Origin of the sequence: Nocardia panacis (assembly GCF_003598715.1) — a bacterium.
GTDB lineage: Bacteria > Actinomycetota > Actinomycetes > Mycobacteriales > Mycobacteriaceae > Nocardia > Nocardia panacis.
Map to the genome: position 1 here is coordinate 511,999 of NZ_QZFU01000036.1, position 18,055 is coordinate 530,053.

The window sequence follows — 18,055 nt, forward strand, 5'->3', positions numbered from 1 at the left end:
TCGGACAGGCCGCGAAGGCCCCCACGCGGCGCCGAAATGTCGGGCATACCAACGGTTCGGTTTGACCGCGTACGGCTCAGGATACGGGTTCGCCCGCGCGTTGCACACCTTTCGAGGCGCCGACCCGATCCCCGCGTCGCCGGTACACTGCGACCGCCACGGCCGCCGCGCACACTGCCACGGCCGCCCATTCGGGCAGCGATCCGAGGCGGGTTGCCAAGGTGGTGCTGTCACGCAGCGGAAGCCGCGCCTCGAGGGCGGCGGGCACGAATTTGGCGGTCTCCTGACGCACCGCGCCGTCGGCGGTGATGATCGCACTGACCCCCGAGGTCGCCGCCACCACCAGGGCACGACCGTGCTCCACCGCCCGCACCCGCGACATGGCTAACTGCTGGTAAGTCATCTCCGAGTCACCGAAAGTGGCGTTATTGGTCGGCACCGTCAGCAATTGCGCGCCCGCCCGCAGCGAATCCTGGAAGGCGCGATCGAAGGCCACCTCGTAGCAGGTGGCCACACCGATATCCACCCCGGCGGCATGCACCGCGCCGGTGCCATTGCCCGGCACGAAATAGCCGGCTTTGTCGGCATAAGTGGAGAACAAACGGAAGAATCCGCGCATCGGCAGATACTCGCCGAACGGCTGGATGATTTTCTTGTCGTGCCGTTCGCCCGGCCCCTCGGCGCCATTCCAGACGATCACCGAATTCGTCGTGGTGCGATCGGCGTTCACCAGAACCGCGCCCACCAGGATCGGCGCCTTGATCAGCGTCGAGGCCCGCGTGATCGCCTGCGCCGCATCGTCATTGCGCAACGGATCGATATCGGAGGAATTCTCCGGCCACACCACCACATCCGGTTGCGCCGCCGCACCGTCGGCCACCGCGCGCGCCAACTCCTCGGTGCGCTTGACGTGATTGTCCAGCACCGCGCGCCGCTGGGCATTGAAATCCAGACCGAGCCGGGGCACGCTGCCCTGAATGGCGGCGACCGTGATCGTCCGATCGCCCGCCTCCGGGCCGGGCAGCGTCGACCGCAGGATCGCGCCTGCCAGCGGCATGACAGCCAAAGTCGCCGTCGCGGCGACAATCCCACTCCGCAGCGCGAACTCGGGACGGCGCAGCGCGAGCACGAGCGCGGCCAACCCGGTGCCCGTCAGCGCGACAGCGAAACTCACCAGCGGCGCGCCGCCGTAGGCCGCCAGCGGCAGGAACCAGCCGTCGCCCTGCCCGAAAGCCAAACGACCCCACGGGAATCCACCGAATGGGAAATTCGAGCGCGCCCATTCGGCGGTCGTCCACGCCAACGCCACCCACAGCGGCCAGCCGGGCAACCGCACCAGCAGGCGCGTCAGCGCACCGAACAGACCCAGATAGAGCGCGCACGCGGTGGACAGCGCCAACCACGGCACCGGACCGACATAGATGCCGGTCCACGGCAGCAGCGGCACGAAAAACGCCCACCCGCCGAGCAATCCGTAGCCGAATCCGCCGCGCAGGCGGCCCGGACCGCGCACCGCCAGCGTCAGCACGGCGACACCGAGCGGGGCGAGGAACCACCACGGGCGTGGAGGGAAGCTGCCGAACAGGAGCAACCCGCCGATAATCGCGGCCGCGCAGCGAACGAGGACGGGGTAGCGCGCGACCCCGCGCGACAGCGATTCGGCTCTCATCATCACGCCTTGTAGATCGTCTCGCCGCGATGCACGGTCCGCAGGCAGCGCGGCAGCGGCGAATCCGATCGCAGCGGCGGCAGACCCGGCACCCGCGAACGGGGATCGGTGGACCACCGCTGCACCGAATCGGCAGCCGCGGCGACCATCAGGTCCTCGGCCTCCCAAATCGCATAGGAGGCGGGCGCGCCGGGCACCAGGGTTCCGGCGACACCGTCGCGCACTCCCCCGGCGCGCCACGCACCTCTGGTCGCCGCGGCGAAGGCGGCACGCGGCGACAGGGCGTTGCTCGCGGTCCGATGATTCACCGCCGCGCGCACGGCCGCCCACGGATCCAGCGGTGTGACCGGCGCGTCCGAACCGATGGCCAGGGAGATACCGGCGGCGGCCATGGCGGCGAACGGATTCAACGCGACCGCCCGCTCACCGAGTCGCGCGGCGTACATACCGTCCGGACCACCCCACGCGGCGTCGAATCCCGGTTGCACACTGGCGATCACGCCGAGGCGGGCCAGCGCGGCAATCTGGTCCGGATCCAGCATCTCCGCGTGTTCGACCCGGTGCCCGCGCGCCGCGACCGACGGGCCGCCCAGTTCGGCGGCCACCCGCTCGAAGCCCGCGACCACCGCGTCCATCGCGGCGTCGCCGATGACGTGGAAGCCCGCCTGGACACCCGCCAGGGTGCAGGCGCGCAGGTGGGCGGTGATGGCGTCGGCGTCGAGATAGCCGACGCCGGAGGTGTTCTCATCGGTATACGGCGCGCGCAACCAGGCGGTATGCGAGCCGAGCGAACCGTCGACGAACAGATCGCCGCCCAGTCCGTGCACACCGAGTTCGCCGACCAGGGCGCTCGCCTCGTCGGCGCTGCGCACGGCTTCGCCCCAGTAGGCACGCACCTCGACACCGTGTTCGAATTCCAGCAGTTCGGCCAGGTCCGCGCGGCCCGCGATCTGCGGGCCGGAGCATTCGTGCACGGCCGCGATCCCGTGCGCGGCCGCACGATCCAGAGTGGCGCGGCGCGCCGAATCCCGTTGCGCGCGCGAAGAACCCGCGAGCGCCGCGACCCGGACCGCATGGTGTGCCTCGGCGCGCAGCGGCGCGCCCGGGGTGAACCCGGTGCTACCGGGGACGACGTCGAGCAGTGCGGTGGAGACGACCGCCGAATGCGCGTCCACCCGCGACAGGTACGCCGGGCGCGGACCGACGGCGGCATCGATCTCGGCGAGCGTGGGCGCGCGCCGCTCGGGCCAGGTCGTCTCGTCCCAACCGCTGCCGAGCAGGACCCCTGCGGGATGGGCGGCGGCGAAGGTGCGCACCAGTTCGAGGCAGTGCTCGAGCGAGCGGGCCTTGGACAGGTCGAGTCCGGTGAGTTCGAGTCCGGTCGCGGTGATGTGCACATGCGGGTCCACGAAGGCCGGGGCGACGAACGCGCCGTCCAGATCGACGATCTCGGCATCGGGATGCAGTGCGCGACCCGGTTGCTCGGCACCCAGCCAGACCACCGTGCCGTCGGCCACCGCCATGGCGGTGGCGTCGGGGGAACTCGGGCTGTGGATGCGACCGCCGATCAACAACTGGGTACTCACGGTGGACAGTCTGCCGGCGCGCGCCGAAGCCGTGGCAGGCGGTGGAGTTCGGGCCTCAGGCCGGACCGATCACCCGGTGCGCCTTGCCCTGTCCGTCGTCGTAGTACTCGCGCACCACGCTGCCGTCGATGACCTCGTCGCCATCGATGACCACCCCGCGATAGGGCAGATGCGTGGTGACCACCGGGCCGAGGCGCCGCGCGGCCAAAGCCGTGATCAGCGGCCGAACCAGGAATCGGGTGGGCGGCAGGAGCAGCAGCAATCCGGCGACGGAGGTAACCAGGCCCGGCACGAACATCAGCAGCCCGCCGGTGGCGACCAGCGCGCCGTCGGCGACGGCGGTGCCCGGCGGGATCTCGCCGCGACCGGCACGCCGGAACTGTTCGAACACCCGCCTGCCCTGCGACCCGATCAGCAGCATGCCCGCCGCCGACCCGGCGATGAGCAGCAGAATGACGGGCACGACGCCGAGCCAGGACCCGACGGCGAACAGCGCGAGAAGTTCGACGACCACATAGAGCACGAACAGCAGGGCGGGCATGGCGATCCTTTCGGACGATCTACCCCTACCAACGCATCGGCCCGCGAATTCTCTCCCGGTGTGTCTGATCTGCGGCGTTCGCGGGTCCCTCCGTGGTTACGCTGCGCTACCGCCTCCGGTCCCGTCGCTCACGCCGCGGGCCTGACAACTCGCTGAGATTCTCAGCCGCCCGGCCGCACCAGACCCGTCTCGTAGGCGAGCACGACCGCTTGCACCCGGTCGCGCAGGCCGAGTTTGGTGAGCACCCGGCCGACATGCGTCTTCACCGTGGCCTCGGACAGGAACAGCTGTTCGGCGATCTCGGCATTGGATCGCCCGGCCGCGATCTGTTCGAGCACCTCGCGCTCGCGGGCCGTGAGCACCTCGAGGACGCGGGGATCGCGGGTGCGGCCCGGATTCTCGGCGATGAGCCGATCGAGCAGCCGCTTGGTGACCTTCGGGGAGACCACCGCGTCACCCGCGGCCACGCTGCGGATGGCCGAGACCAGATCCTCCGGCGGGGTGTCCTTGAGCAGGAATCCGCTCGCACCCGCGCGCAGCGCGCCCAGGGCGTGCTCGTCCAGGTCGAAGGTGGTCATGACCAGGACCCGCACCCCGTCGCCCGCCTCGACGATGCGGCCGGTGGCGGTGACGCCGTCGACCACGGGCATGCGGACATCCATGAGCACCACGTCGGGCCGCAGTTCGGCGGCTCGGCTGACCGCCTCCGCACCATTGGCCGCCTCACCGACCACCTCGAGATCCGGATGCGCGCCGAGGACCATTTTGAGTCCCATGCGCATGAGTTCCTGGTCGTCGACGACGAGTACGGTGATCGGCACGCCCCCAATTTACGGGTGTCCATTCCCTAGTCGCGACCCTCGGGGGCGATGGGTATGGTCGCCGTCACCCGCCAGGCGCCCTCGGCGGTGCGGCCCGCCTCCATGACGCCCCCGAGAACGGCGACCCGCTCCCGCATCCCGACCAGCCCCATTCCGCTGCCTTCGATGCGGGCGCCATTGGCCGGGACCCGCATCGGAACCCCGCCCGAGTCGATCACCTCCACGCACACATCGGCCTCACAGCGACGCACCCGCACCCAGGCCATCGGATGCTCACCCGCGTGGCGCAGGGTGTTCGTCAGCGACTCCTGCACGATGCGATGCACGCCGAGACTCACCTCGGGTGGGATGTCGTCGAGTTGACCGGTGAGCTCCAATTCGACCGCCAGCCCGGTGCCGCGCATCATCTCCACCACCTTGGCCAACCCGGCGGTGCCGTGCTGGGGCAGTTGATCCGAGGACGGCTCGGTGCGCAGCAGCGCCACGGTGCGGCGCAGTTCCCGCAGCGCCTCCCGGCCGGTGCCCGCGATGGTGGACAGCGCCTGCTCGACGACGGCGGGATCGCGGTGCAGCGCGTATTTGGCCCCGTCGGCCTGCACGATGATCACGCTCACCGCGTGCGCCACCACATCGTGCAGTTCGCGCGCGATCCGGGTGCGCTCGCCCGCGACCGCATCGTGCGTGCGGCGCTCCCGGTCGTAGTCGGCCACGGCGAGCCGGGCGGCGACCTCCGCGTCATAGGCGTGGCGGGCGCCGATGAATTCGGCCAGCGTCCAGCACAGGGCGTAGAACAGGCCCGTCATGAAGATGTCGCCGTAGTTGCCTGCACCCTTCACCGCATAGGCGAGCAGGGTCTCCACCACCGCGCCCGCCAGGAACCACAGTCCTTCGAGACGCCCGATATAGGCAACGAGGGTATACAGCTGTATGCCGAGTCCGAGCAGGGCCGGATGATTTGCCACCGAGTCGCCGATGATGTGGTCGATCACCAGGATGAGCAGCGATATCGTCAACATGGTGACCCCGACCGCCCTCGGGTAGGTGCGCCGGAAGACCAAGGGGGCGGCCAGGAAGACCGAGAGCACGAGGTAGGTGATCTTGTGCCTGCTCTCGGCGACCCCGAGCACATCGACCAGCAGCATGCCGAGAGCCAGCAACGCGTCGGTAATCATCGGCTTACCGCGGAGCCACAAACTGAATCGGCGCACGATTTCAGCCTAGGGTGCGGCGAATGGTTGTCTTTGCCGCGTGAGTGTTGCGGACTGGGCGATTCTGTTGACGGCGACCACGGCCGCGGGTTGGGTCGACGCGGTCGTCGGCGGCGGCGGGCTGATCGTGCTGCCCACCCTGCTGCTGGTGATGCCGGGAATCGCGCCGCAGACCGCGCTCGGCACCAACAAGTTCTCCAATGTCGCGGGGACCGCGGCGGCCGTGTTCACCTTCTCGCGCAAGGTGCCGATCGAATGGCGGGTGATGCTGCCGGCGGGCGCGCTGGCCGCAGTGACGGCGGCGGGCGGGGCGGCGGCGGTCTCGCTGATCGATCGGAAGTTCTTCATCCCGATCGTGATGGTGGTGCTGGTGGGTGTCGCGATCTTCGTCACCGCACGCCCGCAGATCGGTCTCACCATGGCCACCCACCGGCCGACCCGGCGGCGCACACTGCTGGTGATCGGGCTGGCCGCCGGACTCATCGGCGGCTATGACGGTCTGCTCGGTCCCGGCACCGGAACCTTCCTCATCATCACCTTCGCCACGCTGCTCGGCACCGAATTCGTGCGGGCCGCGGCCATGTCCAAGGTGATCAACTGCGGATCGAATGTGGGCGCGCTCATCTACTTCGGCGCGACCGGGCACATCATGTTCGCGCTGGGGCTGGCCATGGCGGCGCTCAATATCACCGGATCGGTCATCGGCTCGCATATGGCGCTGCGCAACGGCGCGAAATTCATTCGGGCGGTGCTGCTGGTCGTGGTGGTCGTGATGGTGATCAGACTGGGGTGGCAGCAGTTCGGCTGAGCCAGGGCTGCAACACCTTCGAGGTGGTCTCGTGGATGTGGTGGTGCAGTCGCTCACCGTCCTCGGCGTAGGGCCCCTGGAACAGCACCGTCAGCGCGCCGGAGACCGCGCCGACCACCGCGCCGACCAGCGCGGCCGCGCCGACCTCGTCCAATTCGCTCGGGTAGGCCAGTTGCAGGTGGCGCGCGATCTCGCGCTGGGCGACCAGTTGCGCGTGCGCTGCGCGACCGCTCACCGAGGGCACCGTGCGCGAGACCCGCGCCCGCACACCGGCTATCCGCGCGCCCAGATCGTCCACCAGGTGCTCGCCGGGATTGTCGCCCGCCGCGCGCAACGCGCGCAGCAGCACCTCGACCGGTTGTTCGTCGGGGCGGCGCACGGCGATGGCGGCGACGGCGGCACGCACCCGGTCGTCGGGCTCGGGGAACAGCAGTTCCTCTTTGCTGGCGAAGTAGTTGAAGAAGGTGCGGGTACCGACCTCGGCGGCGGCGGCGATATCGGCCACCGTGGTCTGTTCGTACCCTCGGGTCTCGAAGAGTTCGACGGCGGCCGCGAGCAACGCGCGGCGGGTACGGTCCTTTTTTCGGTCACGCAGGGCGGATGGCGGCACGCGGGCACAGTACGGCATTTCCCGATGTGGATGCGGTAGGCGCGGTTTCGCGCGTGCCGCAGGGAATCTCCGACTGATCGCGCGCCGGGCATGCCGTGCCACTTGGCATCGCGTGCGTCTTTGCACACGATGCAAGTTTGCATGGGACGAATTTCGGGGTCGCCCGCGCGACGGGGGGCACTGCGACTAGCGTATTGCCCGTGACCACCGCGACTTCCAAGGATGTGGACGCCGAATTCCGCGCGCTGCCACTGCGCCTGCTCGCCGACGCCGCGCTGTCCACCGCGAAGGTGGCGGGTGCGGAGCACGCGGATCTGCGGGTGCACCGTCTTGTCACCCAACGTATCTCGCTGCGCGACGGCCGGGTCGAATCCGTTACCAATGGCGTCGATGTCGGGTTGGCGGTCCGGGTGATCGTCGACGGCACCTGGGGTTTCGCCTCGCATGCCGCGTTGACTCCCGATACCGCCGCCGAAGTGGCCACCAGGGCGGTCGCCGTCGCCAAGGCGCTGCGCGCGCTCAATCGCGAGCGCGTCGAACTCGCCGACGAGCCGACCTACGACGCCACCTGGGTCTCCGACTACGGGGTCGACCCGTTCACCGTGCCCACCGCCGACAAAGTGGCGCTGCTGCAGGAGTATTCGGGCCGCCTGCTGGCCGCCGACGGCGTCGACCACGCCACCGCCTCGGTGGATCAGGTCAAAGAGCAGACCTTCTACGCCGACACCTCCGGCTCGCGCATCACCCAGCAGCGGGTGCGGCTGCATCCGCAACTGGAGGCCGTCACGGTCGACAGCGCCTCGGGCGTCTTCGAGAGCATGCGCACCCTCGCCGCACCGGTCGGGCGCGGCTGGGAGTACGTCACCGGCGCGGACGGCATCTGGGACTGGGGCACCGAATTGGCGCAAATTCCGGCCTGGCTGTCGGAGAAGGTGAAGGCGCCGAGTGTGGTCGCGGGTCCGACCGACCTGGTGATCGACCCCACCAACCTGTGGCTGACCATTCACGAATCCATCGGCCACGCCACCGAATACGACCGCGCCATCGGCTACGAATCCGCCTACGCGGGCACCTCCTTCGCCACCCCCGACAAACTCGGCACGCTGAAGTACGGCACGCCCCTCATGCACGTCACCGGCGATCGCACGGTGGCCAACGGCCTGGCCACCGTCGGCTACGACGACGAGGGCGTCGCGGGCCAGCAGTGGGACCTGGTGCGCGACGGGATCCTGGTCGGCTACCAGTTGGACAGGGCGTTCGCCCCTCGGCTGGGCCTGTCCCGCTCCAATGGCTGCTCCTATGCCGATTCGGCACACCATGTCCCGATTCAGCGCATGGCCAATGTCTCGCTGCGCCCCGATCCGGAGCGCGACACCAGCACCGCGGAGCTGATCTCGCGGGTCGAGAACGGCATCTACATCGTCGGCGACCGCTCCTGGTCGATCGATATGCAGCGCTACAACTTCCAATTCACCGGCCAGCGGTTCTTCCGCATTCGCAATGGCGAATTGGACGGCCAGTTGCGCGATGTCGCGTATCAGGCGACCACCACCGACTTCTGGGGTGCGATGGAGGCGCTGGGCGGCCCGTCCACCTGGCAGCTCGGCGGCGCGGCCAACTGCGGCAAGGCCCAACCCGGCCAGGTGGCCGCGGTCAGTCACGGCTGCCCGTCGATCCTGGTGCGCGGCATCAATATCCTCAACACCCGGACGGAGGCGGGTCGGTGATCCCGGCAGGCGAACTGGTCGAACGCGCGCTGAAACTCTCACAGGCCGACGAGGCCATGGTGCTCGTCACCGACAAGTACGACACCTCGCTGCGGTGGGCGGGCAATTCCATGACCACCAATGGCTCCTCGGTGCTGCGCGAGTGGACCGCCCTCGCGATTCTGCGCGAGGGTCCGAATACGGCTCGGGTGGGCAGTATTCGGTCCACCAGCGTCGAGGAGGCCGATATCGAATCGGTGGTGCGGGCCGCCGAGGATGCCGCGCGCACCGCCGAACCCGCCAGGGACGCGATGGCGCTGCTCGAACCGTCCGGCGCGCCCGATACCGATTGGGCGGCCGAACCGGGACGCACCGGGATCGAGGTCTTCACCGACCTCGCCGCGGATCTCGCGCACGGTTTCGACGGCGCGGACCGCCTCTACGGATTCGCGCACCATCAGATGCACACCACCTGGCTGGGCACCTCCACCGGTGTGCGCCGCCGCTTCGTCCAGCCGACCGGTTCGGTGGAGATCAACGGAAAGCGCGGCGACGGTGCGGATCTGGCCAGCGCCTGGGTCGGCGTCGGCACCCGCGACTTCACCGACGTCCGGATCACGCCGATGCTGGAGGAGTTGTCGCGCCGCCTCGATTGGTCGGCCCGCCGCGTCGACCTGCCCGCCGGGCGCTACGAGACGCTGCTGCCGCCCTCAGCGGTCGCCGACATGCTCATCTACATGATGTGGTCGATGGAGGGGCGGGCCGCGCAGGAGGGACACAGCGCCTTCAGCAAGCCCGGCGGCACCCGAATCGGTGAGCGGCTCACCGAACTACCGCTCACCCTCTACTCCGATCCGTACGCCCCCGGCTTGGAGTATCAGCCCTTCGTGGGGGCTTCGTCCTCGTCGGAATCGGTGTCCGTCTTCGACAACGGCCTGCCCGCCGACCGGGTCGATTGGGTGCGCGACGGCGCGATCTCGTCGCTGGTCTACCCGCGCGCCACCGCCGCCGAATTCGGTGCCGCACCAACGGCTCCCGGCCTGAATCTGCTGCTCGACGGCGGTTCGGCGGCCGGCTTGGACGAGATGATCGCGCGCACCGAACGCGGCCTGCTGCTGAGCACCCTGTGGTACATCCGCGAAGTGGATCCGGCCACCCTGCTGCTCACCGGCCTGACCCGCGACGGCGTCTACCTGATCGAGGACGGCGCGGTCACCGCCGCGGTGAACAACTTCCGCTTCAACGAGAGCCCGATCGACCTGCTGCGCCGCGTCACCGAGGCCGGGGCCGCCGAGCCGACGCTGCCGCGCGAATGGAAGGACTGGTTCACCCGCACCGCCATGCCCGCGCTGCGGATTCCCGACTTCCACATGTCCTCGGTCAGCAAGGCGACCTAGGGTCTAGTTCTCGGGAGTCACCTCGATACCCACGGTGCCCGTACGGCCCCGCCGCAGCAGGCTGCCGAGAATGATGAACGGCCCGAGCACGAAATACTTGCGCATCAGCAGTTTTCGCACGCGGGCCGTCTCCTCGGCGTCGAGTACGCGGCCCGCGCCCGCCACGACCGCACCGTGCGGTTTCCCGGTGGGATTGCAGGGCTGCACGGTGACGGCGGGGTTGCGCCGCAGCCGCTTGATCTTCCAACTGTCGGTAGGGGTCCACAGGTAGAGCTTGCCCGCGTCGGCGACCGCCCACAGCGGCGCGGTGACGGGGGTGCCATCTTTGCGGTAGGTGGTCAGCAGCACATAGTCGGCGCGGCCGATGGCTGCGAATGCCGTGGTCATGCGGGCAGCGTATCGCCCTGCCGCCCTTGGGCGTCGGTGAGCACCCTCGGTCCGTCCTCGGTGATGGCGATCGTGTGCTCGGTGTGCGCGGTGCGGGAACCGTCGGCCGAGCGGAGGGTCCAACCATCGGGGTCGGTGACGATGCGGTCGGTGGTGCGGGCGAACCAGGGTTCGATGGCGATGGTCAGGCCGGGGCGCAGACGGAATCCTTTGCCCGCGCGGCCGACATTGGAGACGTGCGGGTCCTCGTGCATGGTGCGGCCGAGGCCGTGGCCGCCGAATTCGTTGTTCACCGGGTAGCCGTAGTCGGCGGCGACCGCACTGACGGCGGCGGAGATATCGCCGAGTCGGTTGCCCGGTCGGGCGACGGCGATGGCGGCGGCCAGCGCGTCTTCGGTGGCGCGGATCAGGCGCAGATCCTCGGGGGCGGCCGTGCCCACCACGGTGCTGACGGCGGCGTCGGCCACCCAGCCGTCGATGCTCACCGCGAGATCCATGGTGAGCAGGTCGCCGTCGCGCAGCGCGTAGTCGAACGGAAGTCCGTGCAGCACGGCGTCGTTCACCGACAGGCAGACCGTATTGCGGAACGGACCGCGACCGAACGAGGGCGAGTAGTCCCAGTAGCAGGACACCGCCCCGCGCAGCGCGATCCGCTGCCGCACATGGGCCTCCAGATCCAGCAGGTTCACCCCGATCCGCGCCTTGGCGCGCAGTTCGGCCAGCACCTCGGCGACGAAGCGCCCGGTGACCGCCATGCGCTCGATCTCGTCGGGAGTCTTGAGCTCGACCATATCCATCCTCTCGGTATTTTAATACCAGGATAGCGGCTTGCGGTATTTAAATACCAACCGTAGCCTTGAGCCATGGTCCGTCTGCCCTTGTCTCCCGCCCAGATCGAGGCCGGCCGCCGCCTCGGCGCCGCGCTGCGCGCCGCCCGCGGCGAACGCGACCTCGGCGAGGTGGCGGCCGCGGCCACCATCTCGCCCGAGACCTTGCGCAAGATCGAGACCGGCAGGCTACCCTCCCCCGCCTTCGGCACCGTGGTCGCCCTCAGTCGCGCGCTCGGCCTTCCCTTGGACGAACTGGCCGAGATCTGGTCCTCGGCCGGTCTGGCGCGCTCGGCCTGACTACCGGCCCCGACTGGTTACTGGCCCCGACTGGTTACTGGTTCGCCCCGGCAACGCCGCCGACGATCGCACCGACGACGCAGCCGGGCACGATCCCGATCACCAGGAAGATCAACCCGATGAGCCCGCCGATGGCGCAGCCGATCAGCGCGTTTCGCACGATGGTGTCCATATCGCCGATGGTCTGCACCGCACCCTGCTCGGGAACGGCCGACCCGACCGGGGTGAGGGTCAGCGTGGTCGCGGCGGCATCGATCTCGGGTGCGACCCGCACCTGCTGACCCGTCACGGTGGTCATACTGACCGGCACCGTGGCGACCTGAGTGCCATCCGGGGCCACCACCGCGAGTCCGGCGTCAGGGGTGCGGACGAACTTCCCCGAGGTGAGATGAACCGTCGCGGCGGAGCGATCCGGAGCCACCGTGGCGGTGTAGGCGATCGGGCCGTCCACCGCACTGAAGGACGGCCCCGCCGGCTCGACCTGACCGTAGGCCGTCGCCGCCGCGATCCCGGTGGCCGCTATGGCCAGAGTCGCCGTCGCCGCCAATTTTCCGATATGCATTGATAATTCCCATCATCTCCGACGAAATGCCATGCACATCATGCGCCATCGGTCGGGCGGCGGGTTACCGATTACTCGAGTTCGCCCTCGGTCTCCAGGTAGATCTGCCGCAGCCGGTCCAGCGTCTGCTGTTCGGGATGCTCCCACAACTGGCGCTCGGCGGCCTCGAGCAGCCGTTCGGCGATGCCGTGCAGCGCCCACGGATTGGACCGCTCCATGAACTTGCGGTTCACCTCGTCGAAAACGTAACTGTCGGCCAGCTTCTCGTACATCCAGTCGGCCACCACATTGGTGGTGGCGTCGTAACCGAACAGGTAGTCGACGGTGGCGGCCATCTCGAACGCGCCCTTGTAGCCGTGCCTGCGCATGGCCTCGAGCCAGCGCGGATTCACCACGCGGGCGCGGAACACCCGCGCCGTCTCCTCCGACAGGGTGCGGGTGCGCACCGCCTCGGGACGGGTGCTGTCGCCGATGTAGGCCTGCGGATCCTTACCGGTCAGCGCGCGCACGGTGGCCACCATGCCGCCGTGGAACTGGAAATAGTCGTCGGAGTCGGCGATATCGTGTTCCCTGGTGTCGACGTTCTTGGCCGCCACCGTGATTCGTCGATACGCCGCGCGCATATCGTCGGCGGCGGGCGCGCCGTCGAGGTCGCGACCGTAGGCATAGCCGCCCCAGGCGGTGTAGACCTGCGCCAGATCGTCGTCGGTGCGCCAACTCTTGGCATCGATCAACTGGAGCAGCCCCGCCCCGTAGGTGCCGGGTTTGGAACCGAAGATGCGGGTGGTGGCGCGGCGCGCGTCGCCGTGTTCGGCCAGATCCGCTCGGGCATGGGCGCGAACATAATTCGACTCGGCGGGCTCGTCCAATTCGGCGACCATGCGGACCGCGTCGTCCAGCAGCGCCAGCACGTGCGGGAAGGCATCGCGGAAGAATCCGCTGATGCGCACCGTGACATCGATGCGCGGGCGACCCAATTCGGCGAGCCCGACCACCTCGAGGGTGGTGACGCGGCGGCTGGCCTCATCCCACACCGGCCGCACGCCGAGCAGGGCGAGCACCTCGGCGATATCGTCGCCGGAGGTGCGCATCGCCGAGGTGCCCCACACCGAAAGGCCCACCGAGCGCGGGTATTCGCCGTGATCGGTCCGGTAGCGCTGCACCAGCGAATCGGCCATGGCCTGCCCGGTCTCCCAGGCCAGCCGCGACGGGACGGCCTTGGGGTCGACCGAATAGAAGTTGCGGCCGGTGGGCAGCACATTGATCAGACCGCGCAGCGGCGACCCGCTCGGCCCGGCCGGAATGAATCCGCCATTGAGCGCGTGCAGCACCCGGTCGATCTCCACACCGGTCTGCCGCAGGCGGGGCACCACTTCCCTTGCGGCGAACCGCAATACCGCGCGCACCTGCTCATTGTCGGTGATGCCGTCGACGGCATCGGCGGACCATTCGGCGGCCTGCAGGGCCGCGACGAGTTCGCGCGCCCGTGCCTCCACGGCGTCCACGCGCTCGCGCGCCTCGCCACCGGATTCGTCCAGGCCCAACGCTTCGCGCAGACCGGGCACGTGCCGCTCGCCGCCCCACAACTGCCTGGCCCGCAGCATGGCGAGCACCAGATCCAGTTCGCTCTCGCCGATCGGCGCCTGCCCGAGCACGTGCAGGCCGTCGCGGATCTGCACATCCTTGATCTCGCACAGCCAGCCGTCGACGTGCAGCAGCATATCGTCGAAGGATTCCTCGTCCGGGCGCTCGGCCAGCCCCAGGTCGTGGTCCATCTTCGCGGCCCGCATCAGCGTCCAGATCTGCTGGCGGATGGCGGGCAGCTTGGCCGGATCCAGGGCCGAGATATTGGCGTGCTCGTCGAGCAGTTGCTCCAAACGCGCGATATCGCCGTAGGTTTCGGCGCGCGCCATCGGCGGGATGAGGTGGTCGACCAGGGTGGCGTGCGCGCGGCGCTTGGCCTGGGTGCCCTCACCCGGATCATTGACCAGGAAGGGGTAGATCAGCGGCAACTCGCCCAGGGCGGCGTCGGTGCCGCAGGAGGCCGACATGCCGAGGGTCTTGCCCGGCAACCATTCCAGATTGCCGTGCTTGCCCAGGTGCACCATGGCGTCGGCGGCGAAACCGTCCGGGGCCGACAGCCAGCGGTAGGCGGCCAGGTAGTGGTGGCTGGGCGGCAGGTCGGGATCGTGATAGATGGCCACCGGATTCTCGCCGAAACCGCGCGGCGGCTGCACCATCAGCACCACATTGCCGAAACGCAGTGCGGCGATGACGATCTCGCCCGCCGGATCGGCCGAGCGGTCCACATACAGTTCACCCGGCGCCGGACCCCAGGCCGCGACCACCGCCTCCCGCAGATCCTGCGGCAATGTCGCGAACCAGGCCGCGTAGGGGGCGGCGCCGACGCGAATCGGGTTGCCCTCCAACTGTTCGGCCGTGAGCCAGTCCGGATCCTGACCGCCCGCCGCGATGAGCGCGTGGATCAGCGCGTCGCCGTCGGCCTGCTCGAGACCGGGAATCTCCCCCGGTGCGCCGAGATCGTAACCGGCGGCACGCATCTCGGTGAGCAGCCGAATCGCGCTGGCGGGGGTGTCCAGGCCGACGGCATTGCCGATGCGGGCATGCTTAGTGGGGTAGGCGGAGAGCATGAGCGCGATCCGCTTGTCCGCGTTGGGAATATGGCGCAGTCGCGCATAGCGGACCGCGATGCCCGCGACCCTGGCCGCGCGTTCGGCGTCGGGAACGTAGGCGGACAGGCCGTCGGCGTCGAACTCCTTGAACGAGAACGGGACCGTGATGATGCGCCCGTCGAATTCCGGCACCGCCACCTGGGTGGCCACATCCAGCGGGGACATCCCGTCGTCATCGGCGGCCCACTGCTCGCGACCGCTGGTGAGGCACAAACCCTGCAGGATCGGCACATCGAGGTCGGCCAGCGCGCCCACATCCCATGCCTCGTCCTCGCCACCGGCCGAGGCGGTCGCGGGTTTCGTGCCACCCGCGGCCAAGACGGTGACCACCAGGGCATCGGCGCGGCGCAGTTCGGCGAGCAGTTCCGGCTCGGCCGTGCGCAGCGAGGCGCAATACAGCGGAAGGGCATTCGCGCCCGCCGCCTCGATGGCGCCGCACAGCGCGTCGATGTAGGTGGTGTTCCCGGCCAGATGCTGTGCGCGGTAATAGATCACCGCGACCGTGGGCGCCTCGGCACGGACCATCGCCGCGCGCGCCAACTCGCCCCAACTCGGCAACTGAACCGGCGGTTCGAAACCGTGCCCGGTGAGCAGCACCGTGTCGGAGAGGAAGTTGTGCAACTGACGCAGATTCTCCGGGCCGCCCGCCGCCAGGTAGTTGTGTGCGTCGGCCGCGACACCGCCGGGCACCGTCGAGCATTCCATCAGCTCCGCGTCCGGCGCGATCTCCCCGCCGAGGGCCACCAGTGCAATGCCACTGGCGCGCAGCGCTTCCAGACCCGCCTCCCAGGCTCGTTTGCCGCCGAGCACGCGCAGCACGACCAGATCGATCCCGTCCAATAGACCGGGCAGGTCCTCGAGCAGCAGCCGGGCCGGATTGCCCCAGCGGTAGTCCGCGCCGCTCGCACGCGCGCTGAGCAGGTCGGTATCGGAGGTGGACAGCAGCAGGATCACGGGGTGACGGCCTTCCTCGGGTGACGCGCCCATCGGGGGGTTTGCTGCTCGCCGGAGAGGGTCTGGCTGTACACAGTGGCGCGACCGCACCGGAATCACACCGGTTTCCTCGTCACCCGCCGAGCACGCGAAGCCTACCGCCCCGCCGGTACGTAGGCTGGACTGGCCATGACCAGATCCGCCCCCGACTCCTGTCCCGGCGTGCTGCGGCTGCACCAGGCGGCCGACGGCCCGCTGGCCCGCGTGCGCGTTCCCGCAGGTCGCCTCGAACCGGCGCAAGTGCTGGCGCTCGCGCGCGCCGCGAGCGATCTCGGCGACGGCAATATCGAGCTGACCTCGCGCGGCAATGCGCAACTGCGCCGGGTTCGCGACGCCGCCGAACTGACCCGACGACTCGAGCAAGCAGGCCTGCTGCCGAGCCGCACCCACGAGCGGGTGCGCAATATCGTCGCCTCGCCGCTGTCGGGGCGCGTCGGCGGCCGGGCCGATGTGCACGGGCTCGCGGCCGATCTCGACGCCGGGTTGCGCGCCGCTCCGCGCCTGGCCGAACTGCCGGGCCGGGTGCTGTTCACCCTCGACGACGGGCGCGGCGATATCAGCGGACTCGGCGGCGATATCGGCGTACACGCCACGGACGCGGACGAATTCGCGGTACTGCTGGCCGGCCGCGACTCCGGCATCCGGGTCTCGGCCGCCGACGCGGTCCCGGTCATGCTGGCCGCCGCGCACGGCTTCCTCGAGGTGAGCTCCGGACAGTGGCGACTGCGCGAAGTGGCGGACGGCCCGCGACGGGTGGCCGATTCGCTCGGTCTGGCCACGGCGCCGCAGCGGCTGGAATTCGGTGCGACGCACGAAATTCCGATCGGCTGGCTGACTCAGGACAACGGCCTGGTCGCACTCGGCGCCTGCATCCGACTCGGCTCACTGCCCGCACGCCTGGCCGAGTTCCTCGCCGCCACCGAACGCCCCGTCCTGCTCACGCCATGGCGCGGCATCGTGCTCGCCGATCTGGAGGAATGGGCCGCCGAACAGGTGGTGCGGGTGCTCGCGCCGATGGGTTTGATCTTCGACGCCGAATCCCCCTGGCTGCTGGTGAGCGCGTGCGCCGGAAAACCGGGCTGCGCGAAGGCGCTCACCGACGTGCGGGCCGATGTCGCGGCGGCGGTCGGCGAGGTCACCGAACGCCAACACTGGTCCGGCTGCGAACGCCGCTGCGGACGTCCGCCCGGCGCGATCACCGATGTCGTCGCGACGCCGGCGGGATACCGAGTCCACCCGGCGCACTGAAGGTCCGCACGAGAGGGGTTGTGGCATATGGCTATCGGCCTCACCGACACCCAGATCGAACAGATGTCGCCGCAGGACCGCAGGGACCTGATCCGCAGGCTGCGGGTGCTGCCCGAGCTGCGACTGCCGCCCCCGCATGTCATCGCGCGGCTGCGGCTGGTCCGGTTGACCCTCATGGTGGGCGGCTCGGTGGCGCTCATCCCGTGGATCGTCTTCCTCGCCCTGACGCTGCCGGACAACTACCAGGCCCGCAATTGGCCCGGCACCTGGGTCGGTTTCGATCTGCTGCTGGTGGTCATGATGGCCAGTACCGCCTATCTCGGGTGGCGCCGCCGCCAGCTGGTCATGCTGCCCGCCTTCGGTTCCGGCCTGCTGCTGCTCGCCGACGCCTGGTTCGACATCATGACCGCCGAACCCGACGATATGTGGCTGTCGGTGCTCACCGGACTCGGTGCGGAAGTGCCGCTGGCGGTATTGCAGATCGCGGGCGCGCTGGCACTGTTCCGGTTCACCATGCTGGCCCACCCGCTGGCCGATCCCTCGGTCAGCGTGTGGCGTCAGCGCTTCCAGATCTAGGCCCAATGCCGCTCAGTTAGCGATCCTGCCGGGTTGTCAACCCGGCAGGATGTGGATGCTGATCTGCGTTTTGTAGCTGTTGCGGTCGATGTCGCCTTTGGCGCGGTGTTTGGAGATGGCGCG

The 18,055-nt window shown here is 69.4% G+C and carries 16 protein-coding genes; 6 read left to right on the plus strand and 10 right to left on the minus strand.

Annotated features, from left to right (window positions below):
• Positions 1-76: 76 nt before the first annotated feature.
• The 5 genes from lnt to D5S18_RS27885 form a co-directional block, all read right to left on the minus strand.
• Entirely contained in the window at positions 77-1,669 is a 1,593-nt protein-coding gene (gene lnt, locus D5S18_RS27865; protein WP_120044045.1) for an apolipoprotein N-acyltransferase, read from the minus strand.
• 2 nt (positions 1,670-1,671) lie between these two features.
• Positions 1,672-3,255 (minus strand): amidohydrolase, encoded by a 1,584-nt coding sequence (locus D5S18_RS27870; RefSeq protein ID WP_239004039.1) that lies wholly within the window; start codon positions 3,253-3,255, stop codon positions 1,672-1,674.
• A gap of 55 nt (positions 3,256-3,310) precedes the next feature.
• A complete protein-coding gene (locus D5S18_RS27875) occupies positions 3,311-3,796 on the minus strand; it encodes an FxsA family protein (RefSeq protein ID WP_120044046.1) in 486 nt (161 codons plus the stop codon).
• A gap of 161 nt (positions 3,797-3,957) precedes the next feature.
• Positions 3,958-4,617 carry a response regulator gene (locus D5S18_RS27880; protein WP_120044047.1) on the minus strand — a complete coding sequence of 220 codons (660 nt, stop codon included), beginning with the start codon at positions 4,615-4,617 and terminating at the stop codon, positions 3,958-3,960.
• A gap of 26 nt (positions 4,618-4,643) precedes the next feature.
• Complete coding sequence (locus D5S18_RS27885) at positions 4,644-5,825, minus strand: sensor histidine kinase (RefSeq protein ID WP_203236942.1); 1,182 nt, start codon at positions 5,823-5,825, stop codon at positions 4,644-4,646.
• Positions 5,826-5,865: 40 nt separating this feature from the next.
• Here D5S18_RS27885 and D5S18_RS27890 point away from each other — a divergent pair, with 40 nt between their 5' ends.
• Entirely contained in the window at positions 5,866-6,633 is a 768-nt protein-coding gene (locus tag D5S18_RS27890) for a sulfite exporter TauE/SafE family protein (RefSeq protein WP_120044048.1), read from the plus strand.
• Here D5S18_RS27890 and D5S18_RS27895 read toward each other — a convergent pair.
• Entirely contained in the window at positions 6,605-7,243 is a 639-nt protein-coding gene (locus D5S18_RS27895; RefSeq protein ID WP_239004040.1) for a TetR/AcrR family transcriptional regulator, read from the minus strand. The genes D5S18_RS27890 and D5S18_RS27895 overlap by 29 nt on opposite strands.
• A gap of 200 nt (positions 7,244-7,443) precedes the next feature.
• Between D5S18_RS27895 and D5S18_RS27900 the strand changes: the two genes are divergently transcribed.
• Together D5S18_RS27900 and D5S18_RS27905 are read left to right on the plus strand one after the other, a co-directional pair.
• Positions 7,444-8,970: a TldD/PmbA family protein gene (locus tag D5S18_RS27900; RefSeq protein ID WP_120044050.1), complete on the plus strand. Its 1,527-nt coding sequence runs from the start codon at positions 7,444-7,446 to the stop codon at positions 8,968-8,970.
• Positions 8,967-10,346 carry a TldD/PmbA family protein gene (locus D5S18_RS27905; protein WP_120044051.1) on the plus strand — a complete coding sequence of 460 codons (1,380 nt, stop codon included), beginning with the start codon at positions 8,967-8,969 and terminating at the stop codon, positions 10,344-10,346. The genes D5S18_RS27900 and D5S18_RS27905 overlap by 4 nt, the downstream gene beginning before the upstream one ends.
• Before the next feature lie 3 nt (positions 10,347-10,349).
• On the opposite strand, the gene D5S18_RS27910 is transcribed toward D5S18_RS27905, so the two are convergent.
• Both D5S18_RS27910 and map read right to left on the minus strand, forming a co-directional pair.
• Positions 10,350-10,733, minus strand: coding sequence for a PPOX class F420-dependent oxidoreductase (locus tag D5S18_RS27910; RefSeq protein WP_120044052.1), 384 nt, complete (start codon positions 10,731-10,733; stop codon positions 10,350-10,352).
• Positions 10,730-11,524 carry a type I methionyl aminopeptidase gene (gene map, locus D5S18_RS27915; protein WP_120044115.1) on the minus strand — a complete coding sequence of 265 codons (795 nt, stop codon included), beginning with the start codon at positions 11,522-11,524 and terminating at the stop codon, positions 10,730-10,732. The genes D5S18_RS27910 and map overlap by 4 nt, the downstream gene beginning before the upstream one ends.
• 72 nt (positions 11,525-11,596) lie before the next feature.
• Between map and D5S18_RS27920 the strand changes: the two genes are divergently transcribed.
• Complete coding sequence (locus D5S18_RS27920; RefSeq protein WP_120044053.1) at positions 11,597-11,860, plus strand: helix-turn-helix transcriptional regulator; 264 nt, start codon at positions 11,597-11,599, stop codon at positions 11,858-11,860.
• Between the two features lie 34 nt (positions 11,861-11,894).
• Here the strand turns inward: D5S18_RS27920 and D5S18_RS27925 are convergent, their stop codons facing one another.
• Positions 11,895-12,422: a DUF8020 domain-containing protein gene (locus D5S18_RS27925; protein WP_120044054.1), complete on the minus strand. Its 528-nt coding sequence runs from the start codon at positions 12,420-12,422 to the stop codon at positions 11,895-11,897.
• 71 nt (positions 12,423-12,493) lie between these two features.
• Positions 12,494-16,069: a cobaltochelatase subunit CobN gene (gene cobN / locus D5S18_RS27930; protein ID WP_120044055.1), complete on the minus strand. Its 3,576-nt coding sequence runs from the start codon at positions 16,067-16,069 to the stop codon at positions 12,494-12,496.
• 168 nt (positions 16,070-16,237) lie between these two features.
• On the opposite strand from cobN, the gene cobG reads away from it, so the two are divergent.
• Both cobG and D5S18_RS27940 read left to right on the plus strand, forming a co-directional pair.
• The gene (cobG, locus tag D5S18_RS27935) at positions 16,238-17,356 is read left to right on the plus strand and encodes a precorrin-3B synthase (protein ID WP_203236943.1); all 1,119 of its coding nucleotides are present in this window, start codon (positions 16,238-16,240) and stop codon (positions 17,354-17,356) included.
• A gap of 27 nt (positions 17,357-17,383) precedes the next feature.
• Positions 17,384-17,932, plus strand: coding sequence for a hypothetical protein (locus D5S18_RS27940; protein WP_120044057.1), 549 nt, complete (start codon positions 17,384-17,386; stop codon positions 17,930-17,932).
• Positions 17,933-18,055 lie beyond the last annotated feature (123 nt).

What these genes read in the sequence shown, in the direction of transcription:
- lnt (WP_120044045.1), bottom strand. Translation starts at nt 1,669, where the DNA reads ATGAGAGCCGAATCGCTGTCGCGCGGGGTCGCGCGCTACCCCGTCCTC.
- D5S18_RS27875 (WP_120044046.1), bottom strand. Translation starts at nt 3,796, where the DNA reads ATGCCCGCCCTGCTGTTCGTGCTCTATGTGGTCGTCGAACTTCTCGCG.
- D5S18_RS27910 (WP_120044052.1), bottom strand. Translation starts at nt 10,733, where the DNA reads ATGACCACGGCATTCGCAGCCATCGGCCGCGCCGACTATGTGCTGCTG.
- map (WP_120044115.1), bottom strand. Translation starts at nt 11,524, where the DNA reads ATGGTCGAGCTCAAGACTCCCGACGAGATCGAGCGCATGGCGGTCACC.
- D5S18_RS27920 (WP_120044053.1), top strand. Translation starts at nt 11,597, where the DNA reads ATGGTCCGTCTGCCCTTGTCTCCCGCCCAGATCGAGGCCGGCCGCCGC.
- D5S18_RS27925 (WP_120044054.1), bottom strand. Translation starts at nt 12,422, where the DNA reads ATGCATATCGGAAAATTGGCGGCGACGGCGACTCTGGCCATAGCGGCC.
- cobG (WP_203236943.1), top strand. Translation starts at nt 16,238, where the DNA reads ATGACCAGATCCGCCCCCGACTCCTGTCCCGGCGTGCTGCGGCTGCAC.
- D5S18_RS27940 (WP_120044057.1), top strand. Translation starts at nt 17,384, where the DNA reads ATGGCTATCGGCCTCACCGACACCCAGATCGAACAGATGTCGCCGCAG.